Origin of the sequence: Longitalea luteola (assembly GCF_017356035.1) — a bacterium.
Lineage (GTDB): Bacteria > Bacteroidota > Bacteroidia > Chitinophagales > Chitinophagaceae > Niastella > Niastella luteola.
The window spans coordinates 194,003-212,354 of record NZ_JAFIQX010000003.1; the positions used below are offsets into that span (position 1 = coordinate 194,003).

Sequence of the window (18,352 nt, forward strand, 5' to 3'; positions counted from 1 at the left end):
GAATAACGCCTAACTTCCAAACCCCTAACTAAGTTCTTCGATCCTCATTTCCTGATATTTCCGGGCTATATCAACTCTGTCAAGTGTATCAACTTTTCAACCTACCTGTTAACCCGTTAACTACTTTCCCTCATTTTCCTCCTTAACAGAGTTCCAGATCGAGGTCTGGTTGCCAAATATCTTGCTGAACCCGCGTACGTCCTCGCCGCTCCAACCGGTATTCATTTCACCGTATTTGCCAAACTTGCTGCTCATAAGGTCATAGCCCGATTCAATACCGATGATCTGGAAGCGATAGGGTTGCAGGTGCACAAACACATCGCCGGTAACATGCTGCTGGGAGCTTTCGAGGTAAGCTTCAATATCGCGCATAACGGGGTCCATGATCTGGCCTTCATGTAACCAGTTGCCATAGAACTGGGCCAGTTGATCTTTCCAGTTCAATTGCCATTTGGTAAGCACGTGCTTTTCCAGGGCATGGTGTGCTTTCAGGATCACCATGGGGGCAGCTGCTTCAAAACCAACGCGGCCTTTGATACCAATGATCGTATCGCCTACGTGAATATCACGGCCAACGCCATACGGTCCTGCAATGGTTTGCAGGTATTGAATGGCTTCGCTGGGGTGAGCAAATGATTTATCGTTGATGGCTTTCAGTTCGCCTTTTTCAAACCGCAGCTTCACTTCTTCACTGCCTGTTTTGGTAACCTGTGTTGGCCAAGCTTCTTCGGGCAGCATGCCTTTTGACGACAGTGTTTCTTTACCACCAACGCTGGTGCCCCACAATCCCTTATTGATAGAGTACACGGCTTTGGCAAAGTTCATGTTAACGCCCTTGCCTTTCAGGTAGTCAATTTCTGCTTCGCGGCTCAATTTAAGGTCGCGGATGGGCGTAATGATCTCAACACCGGGGATCAGAATATGGAAGACCATGTCGAAACGAACCTGGTCGTTACCGGCGCCGGTACTGCCATGCGCTACGGCATCGGCGTTTAATTTTTTTACGTGCTCTGCAATGTGCAGGGCCTGGCTCAACCGTTCGGCGCTCACACTTAACGGATATGTATTATTCTTCAACACATTTCCGTAAATGAGGTATTTTATGATGCGATCGTAGTATCCTTGAATGGCATTGACTGTTGTATGTGTTTTTACACCCAGTTTGTAAGCGTGCTGTTCGATCTGCTTCAGTTCTTCATCGCTAAAACCACCGGTATTTACAATAATGCTGTGCACTTCGTAGCCCTGGTCTTCGCCCAGGTATTTTACACAGAATGAAGTGTCTAATCCACCGCTAAAACCGAGAACAACTTTCTTTACACCCCCCGTTCCGGAAGGGGAGGGAGCGTACTGAAATTTTGAAGAGCCTGAATTCATTATTATAAAAATTACTGGTTATACAATTATTTCTGATTCCCTTTCCCGCTTTTAGGGGGTTGGGGTTAGAGATTAAAAAAGTAGTGAAAAAAAGATTTGATCTTGCCGGCTCCTCCGCTTTGTGAGTACTTGGCTCCGCCCTGGGAGTCTTTATTATCCTCTTTGAAGAAAGGTTTCAGCAATTTCCATTGTTTTATGCGTAACATGCGTTCGAACACACTCTTCTTCTCTTCAAAAAACTCTTTGGTCTCTTCCGGCTCATAATGATCTTTGGGGTCATACAGCATGGCAGTGCACAAACAGTTCTTCCGTTCCTTGCTCATGAGGATATCATAGTTCACGCAGCTTTTGCAGCCAGCCCAGAAGGCTTCATCCTGCGTAAGCTCAGAATAGGTAACGGGCTCATAACCGAGGTCGCTATTGATCTTCATTACGGCCAGACCGGTAGTAAGTCCGAAGATCTTCGCTTCGGGATATGTTTGCCGGCTCAGTTCGAATATTTTTTTCTTAATGGCTTTTGCCAGTCCGCCCTTACGAAACGCAGGCGATACGATCAATCCTGAGTTGGCAACGTATTCGCCATGGCTCCAGGTTTCGATATAACAAAAGCCGGCCCAAATGCCATCCTGGTTAAAAGCGATCACCGCTTTCCCTTCCCTCATTTTCTGTTGTATATATTCGGGCGAACGTTTGGCTATACCAGTTCCACGCGCTTTGGCGCTGGATGCCATTTCATCGCATATGATCTGAGCAAAGCTGAGGTGTGATTCGTTGGCTACAAGTACCTGAAATTGTTGTTGGGTATCCATTTTTGTAACAAGGCTAAATGTGAAAAATGCAACGGCTTAAAACATTGTGCCGGGGATGATAATGGCTCTCTTACAGAAAAGCCATTCCGGTCACCAAATAGAATGCTGTATGGTACAGTAAGTATCAACGTCGCACCCTGACGGGAGTAGGTTGGAAGTAAAAAACTGTACAGAGGCGTACAGGAAAAACCCCACGCACTATAGTAATCGCGGTTTGCGCGATCACATCAGCGAGTATTATGGTGAGATTTTTTTGCATTTTTATCGGGTATGCTTTTAAATCAATAGATTTTGTCACCGCAAAGAAAAACAACTTTTTTAATTCAATGTGGATTTTGGGTGTAAAATTTTGCCTAAATCCATAAATACCTTAAATCCTCATTGGTCAACCGGTGCCATCATTCCATGCTGGCAGCCGAATGCGTAAGCTAAATTTGTTTGCAACCACAGCCTTCGGCTATCAGCTATCAAACAAACAATGTAACCTTCAAATAGTTCATTATTAAACAATGCGGGTAGGCACTGAATGGATAGCGGCACTCATCTCTGCTATCAGTGAAGCATCTTTCTCGATGGCATTGCCAATGACGATCACGTCGGCGCCGGCCTTGCAGTTGCGGTAGGCTTTCTCAGGGTCAGTGATGCCGCCGCCAATGACCAGCGGCACTTCTATGGTTTGCGCCACCCGCTCGATCATGCTCTCGCTAATGGGGCGTTTGGCGCCGCTGCCGGCATCCATGTAAATGAGTTTCATGCCCAGCATTTCACCTGCCATAGCGGTGCACATCGCAATTTCATTTTTATCGGCCGGAATGGGCGCTGCATTGCTGATGTACGATACAGTAGTAGGAGCGCCGCCATCGATGACCATATAACCCGTAGAAATGATCTCGAGCCGGCTTTGTTTTACAAATGGCGCTGAAATAACATGCTGGCCGATGAGCAGTTCTGCATTGCGGCCTGAAATAAGAGAGAGATAAAGCAATGCATCGGCATAAGACGTGATCTGGGAAGGACTTCCCGGAAAGAGGATCACCGGGATATTGCAATTCTTCTTTATTTGCTGTACCACTTCATCCAGCCTGTTGGTAACAACCAAACTTCCGCCCACAAACAGGTAATCAACCCGCGCTTTGGTGGCCAATGCAGTTAATTCATCGATCGATTCTACCGTAACCTTGTCTGGGTCAATCAGTACTGCAAATGATTTTTGTCCTTTCTCCTTATGTTGCAGTAGTGATTGATATATGCGATTCGTCATGCTGGGCTATTGGTGACTACAAAAATGCAAAAAGTTTTCGAAAGGGGCTATAAGGTGCCAAAACTTTTACCATTTATTGTTTTTCAGGGCATTATATTCTACTAAAAGCAGTTACCTGTAGAATACTTTCCTTCGACCACCGCCTGGCTGGCTCTTTCACAGCGCGTAACATATACGATAATTCCAGGTCAATTTTCCGGTTAAACCGGTAACCGGTCGCCACATAACTGCGATTTTGATCAAATACCTGCCCATTCAGGTATTGTTGACCGCTTACATTGAAGAAGAGCTCATTTTGCAGGATCAGGTACATCCCTCTTTCAAAACTGGTTGTTACCCGCACCAACGGGATCTGCTGCCTGATCTGATACCGTAAGCGGTTAGCGAAGACGGTACCGGTCCTCTGTATTGAATTATTCTCCTGTACCAGCTTTGGCAGGAACCGGTTTTCGAGCCGCAGCCGGTGCCGCATGATGGTAGTATGCTTACGGGTGCCTGAACCCAGGTTTACAGCATGTGAAAACCAAACCTGCTCAAGGGCCTGGTGCTCAGCTGCAAAGCCAGTGGTTCCATTGATGGTTCGCCGCGCCTCCGTAAGGCAATAGCCCGCCCCTACGCTCCATTGGTTATTTAATTGAACAAAGGCGCCGGTTCGCAATAAAAAGGTTTGCAGGTGCTGCCTTTTGGGGTCGCTTCTTACACTGGCCTCCAACTGATAAATAACCCGTTTGGAAATCGCTATCTGGTTGTTGGTGGTGGCCCAGCCTGAGAGTGCTGCCTGTGAATGCGCATAATAGCCGGCAACCATTCCAACTATCACCAACATCAATTGTTTATAAAAGGACATTCAGGCAAAGAAAATGAACAATTGCCTAATGATCGTTTGTAAGAACAGTTACCAGGTGCCGGTTACCAGTTACAAGGCATCAGTTATGGAGTGCCTGCATGTATTCAGTCATTGCGAAATTCAGGGCCCGGCACCCGGGAACCGGTAACTGGCGACACCTGTTATAGATAACACTTTTTTCAATACCAACCCTGAAAAAGTAATTAACATTTGACCGTATTCTGTGCAAAAATCAAGTAAGTCACACCCAGCTTGAGGTATAGTATTTTCAACATCCTTTTTCCACAGGTGTGCATATTTAAGGATCGGAAATATGGGCATGAGAAGATATTTTCGTTCTTCACCCTGTCCACCCTAACCCTGATTTAATCATGTTAAAAACTTAGTAACCTATGCCCAGTAAAAAGCAATCGAAAGGCTTACAGTTCAATCGCCGTTTCACCCGAGAAGGTGTGTCTGTGTATGATCAGTTCGAATATGACTATCGAACTTCGGTGATCCGCAATCCCAGTGGTGAAGTGGTGTTTGAAATGAACAATGTAGAGGTACCAAAGCACTGGAGTCAGATTGCTACAGATATTCTGGCTCAAAAGTATTTCCGTAAGGCAGGCGTTCCACAGCAGGATGGGTCACTGGGTCGTGAAACATCGGTAAAACAGGTTGCCCATCGCCTGGCTAATTGCTGGCGGGTATGGGGTGAAAAATATGGCTACTTTGCTTCTGAACAGGATGCCACCATTTTTTACGAAGAGCTGGTGCATTGTATCCTGAACCAGTCATGCACACCAAATAGCCCACAATGGTTCAATACCGGCTTATTTGAAAGCTATGGTATTAAAGGAAAACCACAGGGGCACTATTACGTTGACCCTGTTGACGGCGAACTGAAAAAATCAACTTCGGCATATGAGCGTCCGCAGCCGCACGCCTGTTTTATCTTAAGCGTTGAAGACGATCTGGTGAATGATGGCGGCATTATGGACCTGTGGATGCGCGAAGCCCGCATCTTCAAATACGGCAGCGGTGTAGGTACTAATTTTTCAACCATCCGGGGTGAAGGCGAGAAATTAAGCGGTGGCGGCACTTCGAGTGGTTTAATGAGCTTTTTAAAGATCGGCGACCGCGCGGCAGGCGCTATCAAAAGCGGTGGAACTACCCGCCGGGCTGCCAAGATGGTTTGCCTCGATCTTGACCACCCCGAGATCATGGAGTTCATCAACTGGAAAGTAGAAGAAGAAAAGAAAGTAGCGGCATTGATCGCTGCAGGGTATCCCAGTGATTATGAGGGAGAGGCTTACAGAACCGTAAGCGGACAAAATTCCAACAACTCGATCCGTATACCCAATGAATTTTTCAGCAGGCTTGAAAATGATGAAGATTGGGAATTAAAAGCCAGGACTGATGGCAAGGTGATGAAGCGTATTCCGGCCAGGGAAGTATGGAACCAGGTTGCCTATGCCGCCTGGCGTTGTGCTGACCCCGGAACGCAATACGATACTACCATCAATGAATGGCATACCAGTCCAAAAGGAGGCCGCATCAACGCTTCCAACCCATGCAGTGAGTATATGTTCCTCGACAATACGGCCTGTAACCTGGCTTCTGCCAACCTGCGCCGTTTTTACAACGAGGTTACCAACTCATTCGATGTAGAAGGTTTTGAATATGTATGCCGCCTGTGGACGGTGGTGCTGGAAATATCTGTGCTCATGGCGCAGTTCCCGTCGAAAGAAGTAGCCCAGCTGAGCTATGATTACCGTACGCTCGGTTTAGGCTATGCTAACCTGGGTTCTATGCTCATGGTAATGGGCATTCCCTACGACAGTGAAGAAGCCCGTGGCATTGCCGGCGCCATTACCGCTATCATGACCGGTATTGCGTATAAAACGTCAGCCGAAATGGCGTCTATTTTAGGACCTTTCCGCCGTTTTGAAGAAAACCGGGAAGACATGTTGCGCGTAATGCGTAACCACCGCCTGGCTGCCTATGATGCAGATGAGTATGAGCAACTGCACATCAAGCCCCAGGGTATTAAAGCAAGATATTGCCCCGAAAACCTGCTGAAAGCGGCTACCAAAGCATGGGATGAAGCCGTTCAGTTAGGAGAGAAATATGGCTATCGCAATGCCCAGGTTACAGTAATTGCCCCCACCGGTACGATCGGGCTGGTAATGGATTGCGATACAACTGGAGTGGAACCCGATTTCGCCCTGGTAAAATTCAAAAAGCTGAGCGGCGGCGGTTATTTCAAGATCATTAACCAGTCTGTACCCACAGCTTTAAAGAATTTAGGATACCAGCCCCGTGAAATTGAGTCGATCGTGAAATATGCAGTAGGCGCCGGCACTTTTGTAGGTGCACCGCATATCAATCACCAGACCTTAAGCGAGAAAGGATTTATTGCCGAAGAGATCAGGAAATTAGATGCAGCCGTAGCTTCCGCGTTTGAGATCGGATTCGTATTCAATGTTTACACGCTTGGAGAAGAATGCCTGCAACGACTGGGATTCAAACCCGAGCAATACTTCAATTTTGAATGGAGCCTGCTGGAAGCTTTAGGCTTTACAGAAGAGCAGGTAGAAGCCGCCAATGATTATATCTGCGGTACCATGACCATTGAAGGAGCTCCTTTCTTGAAGGCCGAACACTTGCCCGTTTTTGACTGTGCCAACAAATGCGGTAAAAAGGGACAACGTTACATTCATGCCCATGGCCATATTCGTATGATGGCTGCCGCACAACCGTTCCTGAGTGGTGCTATATCAAAAACCATTAACCTGCCTAATGAAGCAACAGTAGAAGAAATTGCCGATGCTTACATGATGAGCTGGAAACTGGGCTTAAAGGCCTGCGCGTTGTACCGGGATGGTTCAAAGCTCAGCCAGCCGCTCAGCAATAAAAGCGATAAGAAGAAAAAAGCCGAAGACGAAACAAGTGAAACAACTGCCTCCGCTGAGCCACAGGAATCGAATATTGTGGACCTTGGTAAATTGACCATTACCGAGCTGCTGGGCGAAGTGCAAAAACGCGTACAGGCATCTCCCGATACCAGACTTAAACGGGAGCTGGCGCGGATCGTAGAGCGCAGGACCCTGCCGGCAAAACGCCGTGGCTTTACACAAAAAGCCAAGATCAACGGACAGGCCATTTTCCTGCGTACCGGTGAATACGGCGATGGTACTGTAGGCGAAATATTCATCGATATGGCCAAGGAAGGCGCCACCATGCGCAGTATGCTTAACTGCTTTGCCATAGCCATTTCCATTGGCTTGCAGTATGGGGTGCCACTCGAAGAGTTTGTAGAAAAATTTGTGTTCACGCGTTTTGATCCTGCCGGAATGGTTGATCACCCGAACATCAAGAGCACCACCTCGATCGTTGACTTTATTTTCCGTGCCCTGGCGTACGAATACCTGGGTAGAACCGACCTGGTACATGTACTTGATCGACCTGAAGTAATGAATACAGGCAACGATGACTGGGATGAAATTCCGACATCACTGGAGTACGAAAAAAAAACACCACCACTAAGTGATGTACGCATCGTGCCTGGTAAACCGGTTAAAACACCAGATCCAGAACCTATAAAACCTGTGAAAGCCACTGTTAAAAAAGCAGAAGCAGGCATCGACGCCATCAATGCAGCCGCTAAAAGCATGCAAAGCGATGCGCCGGCCTGTAATACCTGCGGACATATTACCATCCGTAGCGGAACCTGTTATAAATGCCTCAATTGCGGTAATAGCATGGGTTGCAGCTAAGAGATCCCGATAGTAGGTACCCGTTCCAATATCCTTGCCGGCAAACTATAGGCTATTCTACAGCCGAATGCCAGGCAAATGAAAGTGAATTTTGGACGGTTATTTTTATAAAACTTCAATCCGCTCATGTTTATGGGCGGATTTTTCTTTTCAATAAGGCTTGTAAGCGCGGGAAGCCTGAATACTTTCCATCGATTGAAAAGGCTGATCCTCGTTAACCGGCAATCCATATTTTGACATTTCTTTGTATATTTAGAAATATCAATACGATCGGCCGGTTCGTTTATTCTGGTAGAAACCTACACTGACAAATGAAATTAAGAACGCTCTTACTTGTGATGATCTGCATCGCCTTTCTGGCCTCCTGTAACCGGTATATTACCCCTTATGAAGCCGCCCATGGCAAAACCCGGTATAAATGCGGCAAAATGGTTCGTTAAAGCAACTGCACATACATCTTCCTGCCCCGTCACCCCAAAACTTCAGGGAGCGCAAAAAAATCCTTTTTTATGGCAAGTGGTTGGCTTACAGTTTATTGATAAAAAGTTGCTCCTTTCAATAGCACCACAAAGTGGTATTGTTACAGGGCCTGTAACTAAGTAGGTTTGCACAAATAAAAGATTGCCTGCCCAAAAGATATTTCAGATTGAATTACTAAACCTCAAGTATAGCTATTAAGAACAATTTTGCCCTTAACAACTTTCCCATAGTACGGGATTGTTTCATGTGCACTGCTGGACAGGGTTCATTAATTTGAACCCTGTTTTTTTTATCATGCTCTTAACCCGGAATCCTTACTTTTACGGCCTTAATGGGGGAAAACTGAATGACTGTTCAATTTGGTTATGATAAAAAGCAGGTAATCCAGGCTTTACGCTATCACTTTTTAATGCGCCCTGAAATCAAGGTCCTATTGGTGCTGATCAACGTATTTGCCATTACCTCCGCCGTATTGTTTGCCTTGAAGAAGATCCAGGCTATCTCTTTTTTAATATTTTCATTTCTGTGGTTCCTGCTGATGCTGGTGATCTGGCGCATTCTGCCCAGCAGCATTTACCGGCGGTCGCACACGTTCCAGGACGAATTCATCATGCATTTCGATGATGAAAATGTGGTGCTTGAAACGGCCAAAGGCGCTAAAGGCTGGCCGTGGAAGCAATTCAGCCATTTTGTGGAAAGCCCTTACTTTTTTCACTTATACTTCGACGCCCGTTCTTTTTTCCTGGTGCCGAAAGATTCTTTTAAATCTATCACTGACCTGCAGTTGGCGAGGGAACTCCTTAGAAAGAAGATTGGAAAGAAATAGTACCCCCCAACCCCCTAAAGGGGAGGGGAGGTGCAAAACAATCAGTTACTAGTTCCAAGTTCCAGGTTTCAGGGAAATGCAATGGTTACTTGTTCCCAGAAGCCGAGCAGTAAAGTTTTAGCTACTAATAATCAATTGAGATTCCTGAAATAGGCCCCTGGTAACTGGTAACCGGAACCTGGTAACCCTGTAACCTGCAACTTGCAACGCTCTCCTATAGGGCTACAACTATCAATTTAAGATTACCCAGGTCTGTATTTACTTTCCTCAAAGATCTTCTTCGCATCGGTATTCAGCAGTTCGTTCAGAGAAAGTTCCGCATGCTTCGACATATACTTCTTCACGATCTGCCAGCCTACAAATATGCCGATGGCCCCCGGTGAACGGTCGCCCAGTTCAGGTGTATTGGGCGCTTCTTCCATATACGATTTTATATTAACCGGCTCAATATTATACAACAGGTTATTGGTAAGAAAGAAATTCCAGATCATGCCTTCATTTTCATAACAACCTTTCAGCTGTGCAGCAGTATACCCAGTTTTAAGTGTATCTTCCACAAAAGGCAGTATTTTATCCAGCACATATAAGCGCTTTCCACTTTCTACCATCAGCTCTACCAGGGGCTTGCTGCCACCTTTTTCAGGAGCAATATCATTGATGATATTCTTCATACAGTTCACCACAATGTAATCGGGTGTAAACCGGCGTGAGATATAATCAGGAAATACCGACTGGCCAAGGCTGCTGCGGTACAACGAGTAATTACTGCCCATATGCAACTGCAACCCAACGGCCAGCGCATCGCGGGTAATAACATCGCTGTATCCTTCCATAGGCCCGATATAAGTGATCAGCTGCGGCGGTGTTTTATAAGCCGGGAAATAATATTTTACAAACTGCAATCCTTTCTTTACATCTTTTTCGATAGCGCGGAAATTGCGGAAGACCTTGTCGGCAGAATCTTTAACCGGCCGGTAATCGTTGATAAATTTTTTCAGCAGGTTCAGCTCCTGCGTGCTGGTATCGCTGATCCCGGGCAGCTCCATGATATTAAAGAGGTAATCGCCCAAAAAAAGTGGATACTTTTCCCCAAGCTGGTTAAGCGATCCCATCACCTGGTTAGTATCGATGGCAAAGAAATCCTGTTCAAACCGCAGTACAGAAAGCTCTACCTTGATCCTGGATACATCCGGTACGTTTTTGTCTTTACAGGAAAATAATCCGGCAACGAGCAAAAATGCCATGGCTGTTCTTTTCATCTGAAAATATTTCATTTAATGCTTAACGTTTAACGCCTAACGCCGAACCTGCCTGCCTTGCTTCGACGAAACGTCGCGAAAGCGTAACGGGCAGCGTAACGACGGCCGCGAAAACCAGGGGCTTAACGCCCTGGCTGTATGCTCTAGTATTTTGCACTCCGTGTTTCTGCCGGGTGCTTTATACCGCCACGATACAGCGCTATGGTGCCGGCGAAGTTTCGGCGAAGGTAAGGTTGAAATGCAGGAACAGTATTCTTTATTTGGCGCTCTTTTGCGAAGCTTCAGTCGCTTGCGCCATAGCTCCGTCCGGCGGCATATCTGCAGCCGGGTTGTCTACCGATTGCGCACGAAGCAAGGCGTTGGTGTTGTATCCGTTTCCGCTGCACATTTGCATATTTGCATGGGCAGGGTGCTGTTTTCACGGGCGTAAGCGTTAAGCCTTTTTCGTGTAAATTTGCGCTACAGCAAAAACGGCCGCCGTTTTATTAAACCTAAAAAACTGAAATGAAAATTGCGATTGCGCAGCAAAATTATCATATAGGGAATTTTGAAGATAATACCCGCAAAATAATGGGGGCGATACAATATGCCAAGAGCCGGAAAGCCGACCTCGTTATCTTTTCCGAACTGAGCATTTGTGGTTATCCACCCCGCGATTTCCTCGAGTTTGATGACTTTATCAATGAATGTTATAAAGCGATCGATATCATTAAAGAACAGGCCGATACTATAGGGGTGATCATAGGCAGTCCGCAACGCAATCCCGGGAAAGAAGGAAAAGACCTGTTCAATGCCGCCTGGCTGCTGTACGATAAAAAGATAGTAGGGGTGGCGCATAAAACGCTGTTGCCGAATTATGATGTGTTTGATGAATACCGGTACTTTGAACCGGGTTATGAGTGGAATGTACTCGAGTTTAAAGGCAAGAAAATAGCGTTAACGGTTTGTGAAGATATCTGGAACCTGGGTGATAATCCATTGTACCGGCTATGCCCCATGGATAAGCTCATTACCCAGCAACCCGATCTCATGATCAACATCTCTGCTTCACCTTTCGACTACGATCATGATAAAGACCGCGAAGAGATCGTTCGGGCAAACGTTTTGAAATACGGCTTGCCCATGTTCTATTGCAATGCCATTGGCTCACAAACGGAGATCGTATTCGATGGCGGCAGCCTCGTAATGGATGCACACGGGCATGTCATAAAGGAGATGAAATACTTTGAAGAGGATTTTGCCATTGTGAACCTCGATGATATTGAAGTGCAGAAGGCAAAGCCAAAACCACTGAAGGCAGTTCCGGAATTTGATAAGGAAATGCGGGTAGGAAAAGTGCAGGACCCTGAAAAGGTCATTGAATACCTTACGTCTGATGAAAATATCGGCCAGATAAAAGAAGCCCTGATCCTTGGCATCAGGGACTATTTCAGGAAAATGGGCTTCACGAAGGCCATTCTGGGAAGTTCGGGCGGTATCGACAGTGCTGTTACGCAGGCGCTGGCTACCCGTGCATTGGGCCGCGAAAATGTAAGGGCCGTTCTGATGCCATCTCATTTCTCTACTTCTCATTCGGTAGAAGATGCCGAACAGTTGAGCAAAAACCTGGGCAACCCTTACGACATTGTTCCGATAAAGAATATCTACGATAGCTTCCTGCAAACCCTGCAGCCTGTATTCGGCGATATGCCGTTTGGGTTGGCAGAAGAAAACCTGCAAAGCCGCACCCGGGGTAATCTATTAATGAGCATCTCGAACAAGTTCGGTTACATATTGCTGAATACTTCTAACAAAAGTGAGCTGAGCACCGGCTATGGCACGCTCTACGGCGATATGGCGGGTGGCTTAAGCGTCCTCGGCGACGTTTACAAAATGCAGGTATATGCTTTGGCCAATTACCTCAACCGCAATGGCGAGATCATTCCTGAGAATATCATTACAAAACCGCCATCGGCTGAATTGCGTCCTGACCAGAAAGACAGCGACAGCCTGCCCGACTATGCGGTGCTTGATAAAGTGTTATACCAATACATCGAAAGAAGAAAAGGCCCTAAGGAACTAATTGCCATGGGAATGGAGGAAGCCCTGGTGCGGCGGGTATTGAAGCTGGTGAACAGCAATGAATACAAACGCAATCAGTTCTGTCCTATCATCCGGGTGAGCTGTAAAGCGTTCGGCGTTGGCCGGCGGGTGCCTATTGTAGGCAAGTATCTGTCATAAGGTGGCGAAACTATAATTGAATTGTTGCATAAAAAAAAGCCGGTTTTTCAGGACCGGCTCTTTTTTTGATACTGTCGCTTTCGGCGGAAGCTGCGTTCTGCGCCTGCCTGCTGCGTCTTCGCTAAGCTACGGCGAAGCAAGGCCGGCAGGCACGTTTCGCCATTTCGCGTTCCGCGTTAAGCGTTTCGCGTTAAGCGTTTTGCGTTAGGCGTTTCTAACCCATTTTTTAATATATCGTTCAGGGCCATTGGCAGAGCGGTATTCAATATATACTTCGAGTGTATAATTATCGAGCGTTTTGATGATATAGGTTCGATCGTCGATCATGATCTGGTTATTATCCTGACTTGATAATTGCCAGTTAAAACTAAAGCCTGTGGCGGCGCCGCATCTCACCGGGCCTTCATCTTCTGTAAGTTCATTATTGGGGTTGAAAGACCAGATATCATCCTGCTCGCAACTGTACATCAGATTTTCATAATTGTCGATGATCCAGTTGAAGTCATCATCATATCCATAATACACCATCGTCCAGGTTCCCCTGGTTAATATTTCTGTTTTTGTTTGCATGGGAGATTTACTACAGCCGGTAAGAACAGCAGCGAAAAGTAATAACAGGGCAAAGGATCTTGTAAAGGTTCTTTTCATATTTAAGATTTTGGGTAAACGGATCTACGTGCCGGTTATAACAGCAGTAATATTACATTATTGTGCATACAACATGTTTTTTATCCCGCTTTTTCGGTTAAAACCACTACCGGATAAATTGACACGCAAAAAGAACCCCGACGGTATCGTCGGGGCTTTTCAATATATGCAGAAGGTTCGATTAATGCTTCAGGTCGAGCACTACATTGTAAGTGCCAAAGCCAAAGGACAATTCTTTTGTTACCCGTAGTTTGGTTCCTGTAAGTTCAATTACTTTGGCATCGCCACTGAAGCCACCGAAGATAGGATCGGGGCTGTGCAATATAGCACCATTGTCTTTGAACCACCAGTTAAAGGCTGTGTTTTGCGGATCGGTTGACTCACATTTTTCAGCGCCTTCATCGAGGTTTCCGGTACTATCGCTCTTAAAGGTGATAATATTATCCTTTATGCATGATTGAATGTCGAAGCCCGGAGGAAATGCCTGGTCGGGTGTGCCGTTCTTGTCAGCATCTATGGCTGCAGTATCAAATTTCCAGGGTGCAGCGATCATTAACTGAACCTTTGCCTGTACGTCATTCTTGTCATCATCGTCGTCCTTATCGCAACCCCAGATCACAAATGCCAGTGAAAGCAGTGCTAAAACATAATTTTTCATCTTAACAGTTTTTTATTTTTAAAAGGCCTGAATAACAATGTTCGCCAACCAGGCTGTAAAATAGCACACTATTATGAGCAAAATTTATTCCCTTTCCGTTGCTTTCTCGTTAGGGAAATCGTAATATTACCATAACTGCTATATTGCCTGCTTATTGTGTATGTGGAAACATGTTTATTTTTATTGATTTTAGGGCCGTTTTTGCAAGTTGGCAAGCATCTTGCAAAGGTGATGGCGTATTTTTTATAACTGATTATCAATCATTCATACTAAACCCCGTATATGCTATTAACAGCAGATGATATCCGGCAGCTCAATGACAGGATCCAGTATCAGAGCGCATTTATCGACCGGCTTCGCGACGAAACAGCCAGGGTTATTATTGGACAGCATCATATGTTAGACAGGCTGCTCATTGGCCTGTTAAGCAATGGGCACGTTTTGCTGGAAGGGGTGCCTGGTTTAGCTAAAACCCTCACTATTAAATCGCTGGCCCAGGCGGTTCACGCCAGGTTCAGCCGAATACAGTTTACGCCCGACCTGTTACCAGCCGATGTAATTGGTACCATGATCTATAATCAGCAGAAAAATGAATTTATAGTACGCCGCGGACCCATATTTGCCAATTTCATACTGGCCGATGAGATCAACCGCGCTCCGGCAAAAGTGCAAAGCGCCCTGCTGGAAGCGATGCAGGAACGGCAGGTTACCATTGGCGATACCACGCATAAACTGGATGAACCTTTTCTTGTACTGGCAACACAGAACCCGCTGGAACAGGAAGGAACCTATCCATTGCCGGAAGCACAGCAGGACCGGTTTATTATGAAAGTGATTGTAGACTATCCTACCAAACAGGAAGAGCAGATCATCATTCGCCAGAACGTACAGGGACAAAAATCGCCTGAAGTAAGCCAGGTTGTGTCGATGCAGGAAATTACCCAGGCAAAGGACCTCACGCGGCAGATCTATATGGATGAGAAAGTGGAGAATTATATTCTGGATATTGTTTTTGCCACCCGTTTCCCCGAGAAATACAAACTGGAAAAATTAAAGCCGCTGATCGCTTATGGCGGTTCGCCCCGCGCCAGCATTAACCTGGCCCTGGCCGCCAAAGCACATGCATTCCTGAACAAGCGGGGTTTTGTTATTCCGGAAGATGTTCGAAGCATCTCGAAAGACGTATTACGCCATCGCATCGGATTGACCTACGAAGCAGAAGCAGAGAATGTGAACGTTGAGAATATTATCGACGACGTTTTACGTGTAATACAGGTACCTTAAACCAACAGGCAATTAACAACCGGCAATTGACCATATGCTAATTGCCAATTGCATATTGATTATGCTTACTACAGCTGAAATAATAAAAAAAGTACGCGAGCTGGAGATCAAGAGTAAAAAGATCACCCGCCACCTGTTTACCGGGGAGTACCACAGCGCTTTCAAAGGCCGCGGTATGCTCTTTAAAGAGGTGCGGGAATACCAGGCCGGCGATGATATCCGGTTTATCGACTGGAACGTATCTGCCCGGTTCAATCACCCCTTCAGCAAGGTATTTGAAGAAGAACGCGAGCTGTCGGTAATGCTGCTGGTAGATGTAAGCGCCAGTTCTTTGTTTGGTACTTCGCAGGCCCGGAAAAAAGACCTGATCACTGAAGTGGCGGCGGTACTGGCATTTTCCGCCATCAGTAATAACGACAAAATAGGCGTGCTGTTCTTCAGTGATGTGATAGAGAAGTTCATTCCGCCCAAAAAAGGAAGGGATCATGGGCTCTATATTGTGCGGGAACTGTTAACGGCCGAACCCAAAAGTAAAGGAACGCGATTAGGCGCTGCTTTGCAGCGGCTCAATAATACAGTGCGGCAAACCAGCATCGTTTTCGTGTTGAGTGATTTCCTTGATAATGATTTCGAAGACGGATTGAAAGTAGCTGGTAAAAAGCATGATGTGATCGGTATAAAAGTATATGATAAAATGGATATGCAGTTACCCGATGCCGGTTTAATGGAAGTGGAAGATGCCGAAACGGGCGCACGCACCTGGATTGACACAAGCGATTACCTCGTACGCCAACAACACGAAGCTGCTTTTTTTAATCATACAAACTATTGTAAAAATATTTTTACGCGGGCAGGCTGCGACCTGCTGCATATACGCACCGGCGAAGATTATGTAAAAGTGCTGCAGAAGTTCTTTATCGGGCGTAACCGGTAATTATGAAAAACCCTATTCTTTATATAACCCTCATTGGTAGTTTACTCACCAGCCCCCTATACATGTTTGGCCAGGTGATGGCCCGTGCATCGGTTAACCGCGATCAGATACTCATTGGCGAGCCCATTACGTTAACCTTTGAAGTGCGGATACCTATGGGACAATCCCTTACCTGGTTCAACCTCGATACCATTCCCCATTTCGAGATCATTGAAGCCGGGAAGCTCGATACCAACGATAATATCGATGGCAAACAATATCACCAGGAACTTACCATCACCAGTTTTGATTCTGGCACTATGGTAATTCCACCGCTGGTGCTTAAGGTAGAAGGAAAATCCTATGCTACCGATTCCATCCCCATTGAAGTAGCCTACACCAAAGACGACCTGTCGAAAGACTACCGTGATATCAAGGACATTGTGGAAGTGCCGAAACCGGCCTGGATGGCCTGGATACCCTGGATCATTGGCGTTGTTACCGTGATAGCCGCAGGTGTTATTGTTTATTTGCTTAAAAAACCAAAGCAGGCGCCGCCGCCCCCATCGCCGGCACCCAGGTTAAGCGCATATGAAGAAGCATTACAGGCACTGGAAGAATTGCGTAAGCAGGGACTGCAGAATGGCGAAGTAAAAACCTATTATAGTCGCCTGAACGATATCCTCCGCGTGTTCCTGTTCCGTAAAATGAAAGTGGCTACGCTGGAGAAAACAAATGAAGAACTGATTGCGCAACTGCGCCAGATGCCCATGGACAAAGAAACTTTCAATCAGCTGGTAAAGGCTTTACAGATCGCAGATTTTGTAAAATTCGCCCGCTACCAGCCAGATGCAAGCGATAATGAAAAGAATTTTGCCGTAATACAATCGGCTATCAAAACACTAAACAATATTTCCTGACCCTTGCTGTACAATTGGTTTGAAAATATAACATTTGCCTATCCTGAAGTATTCGGATTGTTTGTGCTGATCCCCGTTATGCTGTACTGGTACCTTAACAAGTACAACCGGCAGCAGGGTTCAGTAAAAGTGTCTTCACTGGCAGTGTATCGCAAAAGCAGTTCCTGGAAAACTACATTCCGGCATGCACCTTTTGTGCTCCGGCTGTTGGCCCTGAGCTGCGTTATAATGGCTATGGCCCGGCCGCAAACACGTAATGATGAAGAACTGAAGGCCGGACAAGGCATCGATATCGTGCTTTGTATGGACGTGAGCGGTAGTATGCTCGCACAGGATTTTCTGCCCGACCGCATGGAAGCTTCGAAACAAATGGCTGCCTCCTTTGTAGATATGCGCCCCACCGACCGCATTGGCGTGGTTATCTTCTCCGGAGAAAGTTTTACCCTTGTGCCCCTGACAACCGATAAGGCAGTATTGAAGACCCAGATCGCTAACATTCAGCGCGGGTTGCTCGAAGATGGCACTGCCATTGGCGATGGCCTGGGCGTGGCTGTTGACCGGCTAAAGAATGTGAAAACAAAGTCGAAAGTGATCATCCTGTTGACCGATGGTGAAGACCAGGGCGGCCGCATAGACCCACTGGCCGGTAAAGAACTGGCAAAAGCCTATGGCGTGCGCGTGTACACCATCGGCGTGGGATCCGAGGGATATGCGCCCGTACCAATTCCCGACGGCAGCGGCGGCACCACCACGCGGCAGCAGAAAGTGAATATTGATGAAAAGCTGCTGCGGATGATCGCCACAGAAACCGGAGGTTTGTATTTCAGGGCCCGTGACAATGAGAGTCTGAAACGGATATATGCCGAGATCGACAAACTGGAAAAATCACGCATAGAAGTTACTTCCCTTAAGCGATATACCGAGCGGTTCTTTCCTTTTGCGTTTGCCGCCGCCGCCCTGTTATTGCTGGAGATATTTTTGCGCTATACACTCTTTAAGAAGTTCCCGTAACGCGGTTCCAAATCCTGGCACAGGAATGATAGGTGTGGCATACTTTCAAAGTATGCCACACCTATCATAGATTAGCGT

The 18,352-nt window shown here is 46.4% G+C and carries 17 protein-coding genes; 8 read left to right on the plus strand and 9 right to left on the minus strand.

Annotated elements, in window-relative coordinates; genetic code table 11:
- Positions 1–120: 120 nt before the first annotated feature.
- From JUB15_RS09315 to JUB15_RS09330, 4 genes are all read right to left on the minus strand, one after another.
- On the minus strand, positions 121–1,377 hold the full coding sequence (locus JUB15_RS09315) for an argininosuccinate synthase (protein ID WP_207512209.1): 1,257 nt from the start codon (positions 1,375–1,377) through the stop codon (positions 121–123).
- A gap of 65 nt (positions 1,378–1,442) precedes the next feature.
- Positions 1,443–2,186, minus strand: a complete 744-nt coding sequence (locus tag JUB15_RS09320; protein ID WP_207512210.1) for a GNAT family N-acetyltransferase — start codon at positions 2,184–2,186, stop codon at positions 1,443–1,445.
- A gap of 502 nt (positions 2,187–2,688) precedes the next feature.
- Complete coding sequence (locus JUB15_RS09325; protein WP_207512211.1) at positions 2,689–3,447, minus strand: phosphoglycerol geranylgeranyltransferase; 759 nt, start codon at positions 3,445–3,447, stop codon at positions 2,689–2,691.
- Positions 3,448–3,538: 91 nt separating this feature from the next.
- Positions 3,539–4,273 (minus strand): DUF2490 domain-containing protein, encoded by a 735-nt coding sequence (locus JUB15_RS09330; protein WP_207512212.1) that lies wholly within the window; start codon positions 4,271–4,273, stop codon positions 3,539–3,541.
- A gap of 413 nt (positions 4,274–4,686) precedes the next feature.
- On the opposite strand from JUB15_RS09330, the gene JUB15_RS09335 reads away from it, so the two are divergent.
- A complete protein-coding gene (locus JUB15_RS09335) occupies positions 4,687–8,055 on the plus strand; it encodes a vitamin B12-dependent ribonucleotide reductase (RefSeq protein ID WP_207512213.1) in 3,369 nt (1,122 codons plus the stop codon).
- Here the strand turns inward: JUB15_RS09335 and JUB15_RS09340 are convergent.
- Positions 8,052–8,285 carry a hypothetical protein gene (locus JUB15_RS09340; RefSeq protein WP_207512214.1) on the minus strand — a complete coding sequence of 78 codons (234 nt, stop codon included), beginning with the start codon at positions 8,283–8,285 and terminating at the stop codon, positions 8,052–8,054. The two genes, JUB15_RS09335 and JUB15_RS09340, sit on opposite strands and share 4 nt — an antisense overlap.
- A gap of 157 nt (positions 8,286–8,442) precedes the next feature.
- Here JUB15_RS09340 and JUB15_RS09345 point away from each other — a divergent pair, with 157 nt between their 5' ends.
- The gene (locus tag JUB15_RS09345; protein WP_207512215.1) at positions 8,443–8,658 is read left to right on the plus strand and encodes a hypothetical protein; all 216 of its coding nucleotides are present in this window, start codon (positions 8,443–8,445) and stop codon (positions 8,656–8,658) included.
- 223 nt (positions 8,659–8,881) lie between these two features.
- Positions 8,882–9,361, plus strand: a complete 480-nt coding sequence (locus JUB15_RS09350; protein ID WP_207512216.1) for a YcxB family protein — start codon at positions 8,882–8,884, stop codon at positions 9,359–9,361.
- 242 nt (positions 9,362–9,603) lie between these two features.
- Here the strand turns inward: JUB15_RS09350 and gldB are convergent, their stop codons facing one another.
- Entirely contained in the window at positions 9,604–10,620 is a 1,017-nt protein-coding gene (gene gldB, locus JUB15_RS09355) for a gliding motility lipoprotein GldB (protein WP_207512217.1), read from the minus strand.
- Positions 10,621–10,876: 256 nt separating this feature from the next.
- Positions 10,877–11,008: a hypothetical protein gene (locus JUB15_RS28595; protein WP_255539616.1), complete on the minus strand. Its 132-nt coding sequence runs from the start codon at positions 11,006–11,008 to the stop codon at positions 10,877–10,879.
- Positions 11,009–11,124: 116 nt separating this feature from the next.
- Between JUB15_RS28595 and JUB15_RS09360 the strand changes: the two genes are divergently transcribed.
- Positions 11,125–12,840, plus strand: coding sequence for an NAD+ synthase (locus JUB15_RS09360; RefSeq protein WP_207512218.1), 1,716 nt, complete (start codon positions 11,125–11,127; stop codon positions 12,838–12,840).
- 204 nt (positions 12,841–13,044) lie between these two features.
- On the opposite strand, the gene JUB15_RS09365 is transcribed toward JUB15_RS09360, so the two are convergent.
- Together JUB15_RS09365 and JUB15_RS09370 are read right to left on the minus strand one after the other, a co-directional pair.
- Positions 13,045–13,488: a lipocalin family protein gene (locus JUB15_RS09365; RefSeq protein ID WP_207512219.1), complete on the minus strand. Its 444-nt coding sequence runs from the start codon at positions 13,486–13,488 to the stop codon at positions 13,045–13,047.
- A 181-nt stretch (positions 13,489–13,669) separates the two neighbouring features.
- A complete protein-coding gene (locus tag JUB15_RS09370; RefSeq protein ID WP_207512220.1) occupies positions 13,670–14,146 on the minus strand; it encodes a lipocalin family protein in 477 nt (158 codons plus the stop codon).
- Positions 14,147–14,428: 282 nt separating this feature from the next.
- Here JUB15_RS09370 and JUB15_RS09375 point away from each other — a divergent pair, with 282 nt between their 5' ends.
- The 4 genes from JUB15_RS09375 (at position 14,429) to JUB15_RS09390 (ending at position 18,274) form a co-directional block, all read left to right on the plus strand.
- On the plus strand, positions 14,429–15,430 hold the full coding sequence (locus tag JUB15_RS09375; protein ID WP_242696281.1) for an AAA family ATPase: 1,002 nt from the start codon (positions 14,429–14,431) through the stop codon (positions 15,428–15,430).
- Positions 15,431–15,491: 61 nt separating this feature from the next.
- Positions 15,492–16,364 carry a DUF58 domain-containing protein gene (locus JUB15_RS09380; RefSeq protein WP_207512221.1) on the plus strand — a complete coding sequence of 291 codons (873 nt, stop codon included), beginning with the start codon at positions 15,492–15,494 and terminating at the stop codon, positions 16,362–16,364.
- 2 nt (positions 16,365–16,366) lie between these two features.
- Positions 16,367–17,263: a BatD family protein gene (locus tag JUB15_RS09385; RefSeq protein ID WP_207512222.1), complete on the plus strand. Its 897-nt coding sequence runs from the start codon at positions 16,367–16,369 to the stop codon at positions 17,261–17,263.
- 3 nt (positions 17,264–17,266) lie between these two features.
- Positions 17,267–18,274, plus strand: coding sequence for a vWA domain-containing protein (locus JUB15_RS09390; RefSeq protein ID WP_207512223.1), 1,008 nt, complete (start codon positions 17,267–17,269; stop codon positions 18,272–18,274).
- The last annotated feature ends 78 nt before the right edge of the window (positions 18,275–18,352 follow it).

Coding starts and splice junctions, on each gene's coding strand:
- JUB15_RS09380 (WP_207512221.1), top strand. CDS start 15,492: ATGCTTACTACAGCTGAAATAATAAAAAAAGTACGCGAGCTGGAGATC.
- JUB15_RS09325 (WP_207512211.1), bottom strand. CDS start 3,447: ATGACGAATCGCATATATCAATCACTACTGCAACATAAGGAGAAAGGA.
- JUB15_RS09375 (WP_242696281.1), top strand. CDS start 14,429: ATGCTATTAACAGCAGATGATATCCGGCAGCTCAATGACAGGATCCAG.
- JUB15_RS09315 (WP_207512209.1), bottom strand. CDS start 1,377: ATGAATTCAGGCTCTTCAAAATTTCAGTACGCTCCCTCCCCTTCCGGA.
- JUB15_RS09340 (WP_207512214.1), bottom strand. CDS start 8,285: ATGGATTGCCGGTTAACGAGGATCAGCCTTTTCAATCGATGGAAAGTA.
- gldB (WP_207512217.1), bottom strand. CDS start 10,620: ATGAAAAGAACAGCCATGGCATTTTTGCTCGTTGCCGGATTATTTTCC.
- JUB15_RS09360 (WP_207512218.1), top strand. CDS start 11,125: ATGAAAATTGCGATTGCGCAGCAAAATTATCATATAGGGAATTTTGAA.
- JUB15_RS09370 (WP_207512220.1), bottom strand. CDS start 14,146: ATGAAAAATTATGTTTTAGCACTGCTTTCACTGGCATTTGTGATCTGG.
- JUB15_RS09330 (WP_207512212.1), bottom strand. CDS start 4,273: ATGTTGGTGATAGTTGGAATGGTTGCCGGCTATTATGCGCATTCACAG.
- JUB15_RS09365 (WP_207512219.1), bottom strand. CDS start 13,488: ATGAAAAGAACCTTTACAAGATCCTTTGCCCTGTTATTACTTTTCGCT.
- JUB15_RS09350 (WP_207512216.1), top strand. CDS start 8,882: ATGACTGTTCAATTTGGTTATGATAAAAAGCAGGTAATCCAGGCTTTA.
- JUB15_RS09320 (WP_207512210.1), bottom strand. CDS start 2,186: ATGGATACCCAACAACAATTTCAGGTACTTGTAGCCAACGAATCACAC.
- JUB15_RS09335 (WP_207512213.1), top strand. CDS start 4,687: ATGCCCAGTAAAAAGCAATCGAAAGGCTTACAGTTCAATCGCCGTTTC.
- JUB15_RS28595 (WP_255539616.1), bottom strand. CDS start 11,008: ATGTGCAGCGGAAACGGATACAACACCAACGCCTTGCTTCGTGCGCAA.
- JUB15_RS09345 (WP_207512215.1), top strand. CDS start 8,443: ATGAAGCCGCCCATGGCAAAACCCGGTATAAATGCGGCAAAATGGTTC.
- JUB15_RS09385 (WP_207512222.1), top strand. CDS start 16,367: ATGAAAAACCCTATTCTTTATATAACCCTCATTGGTAGTTTACTCACC.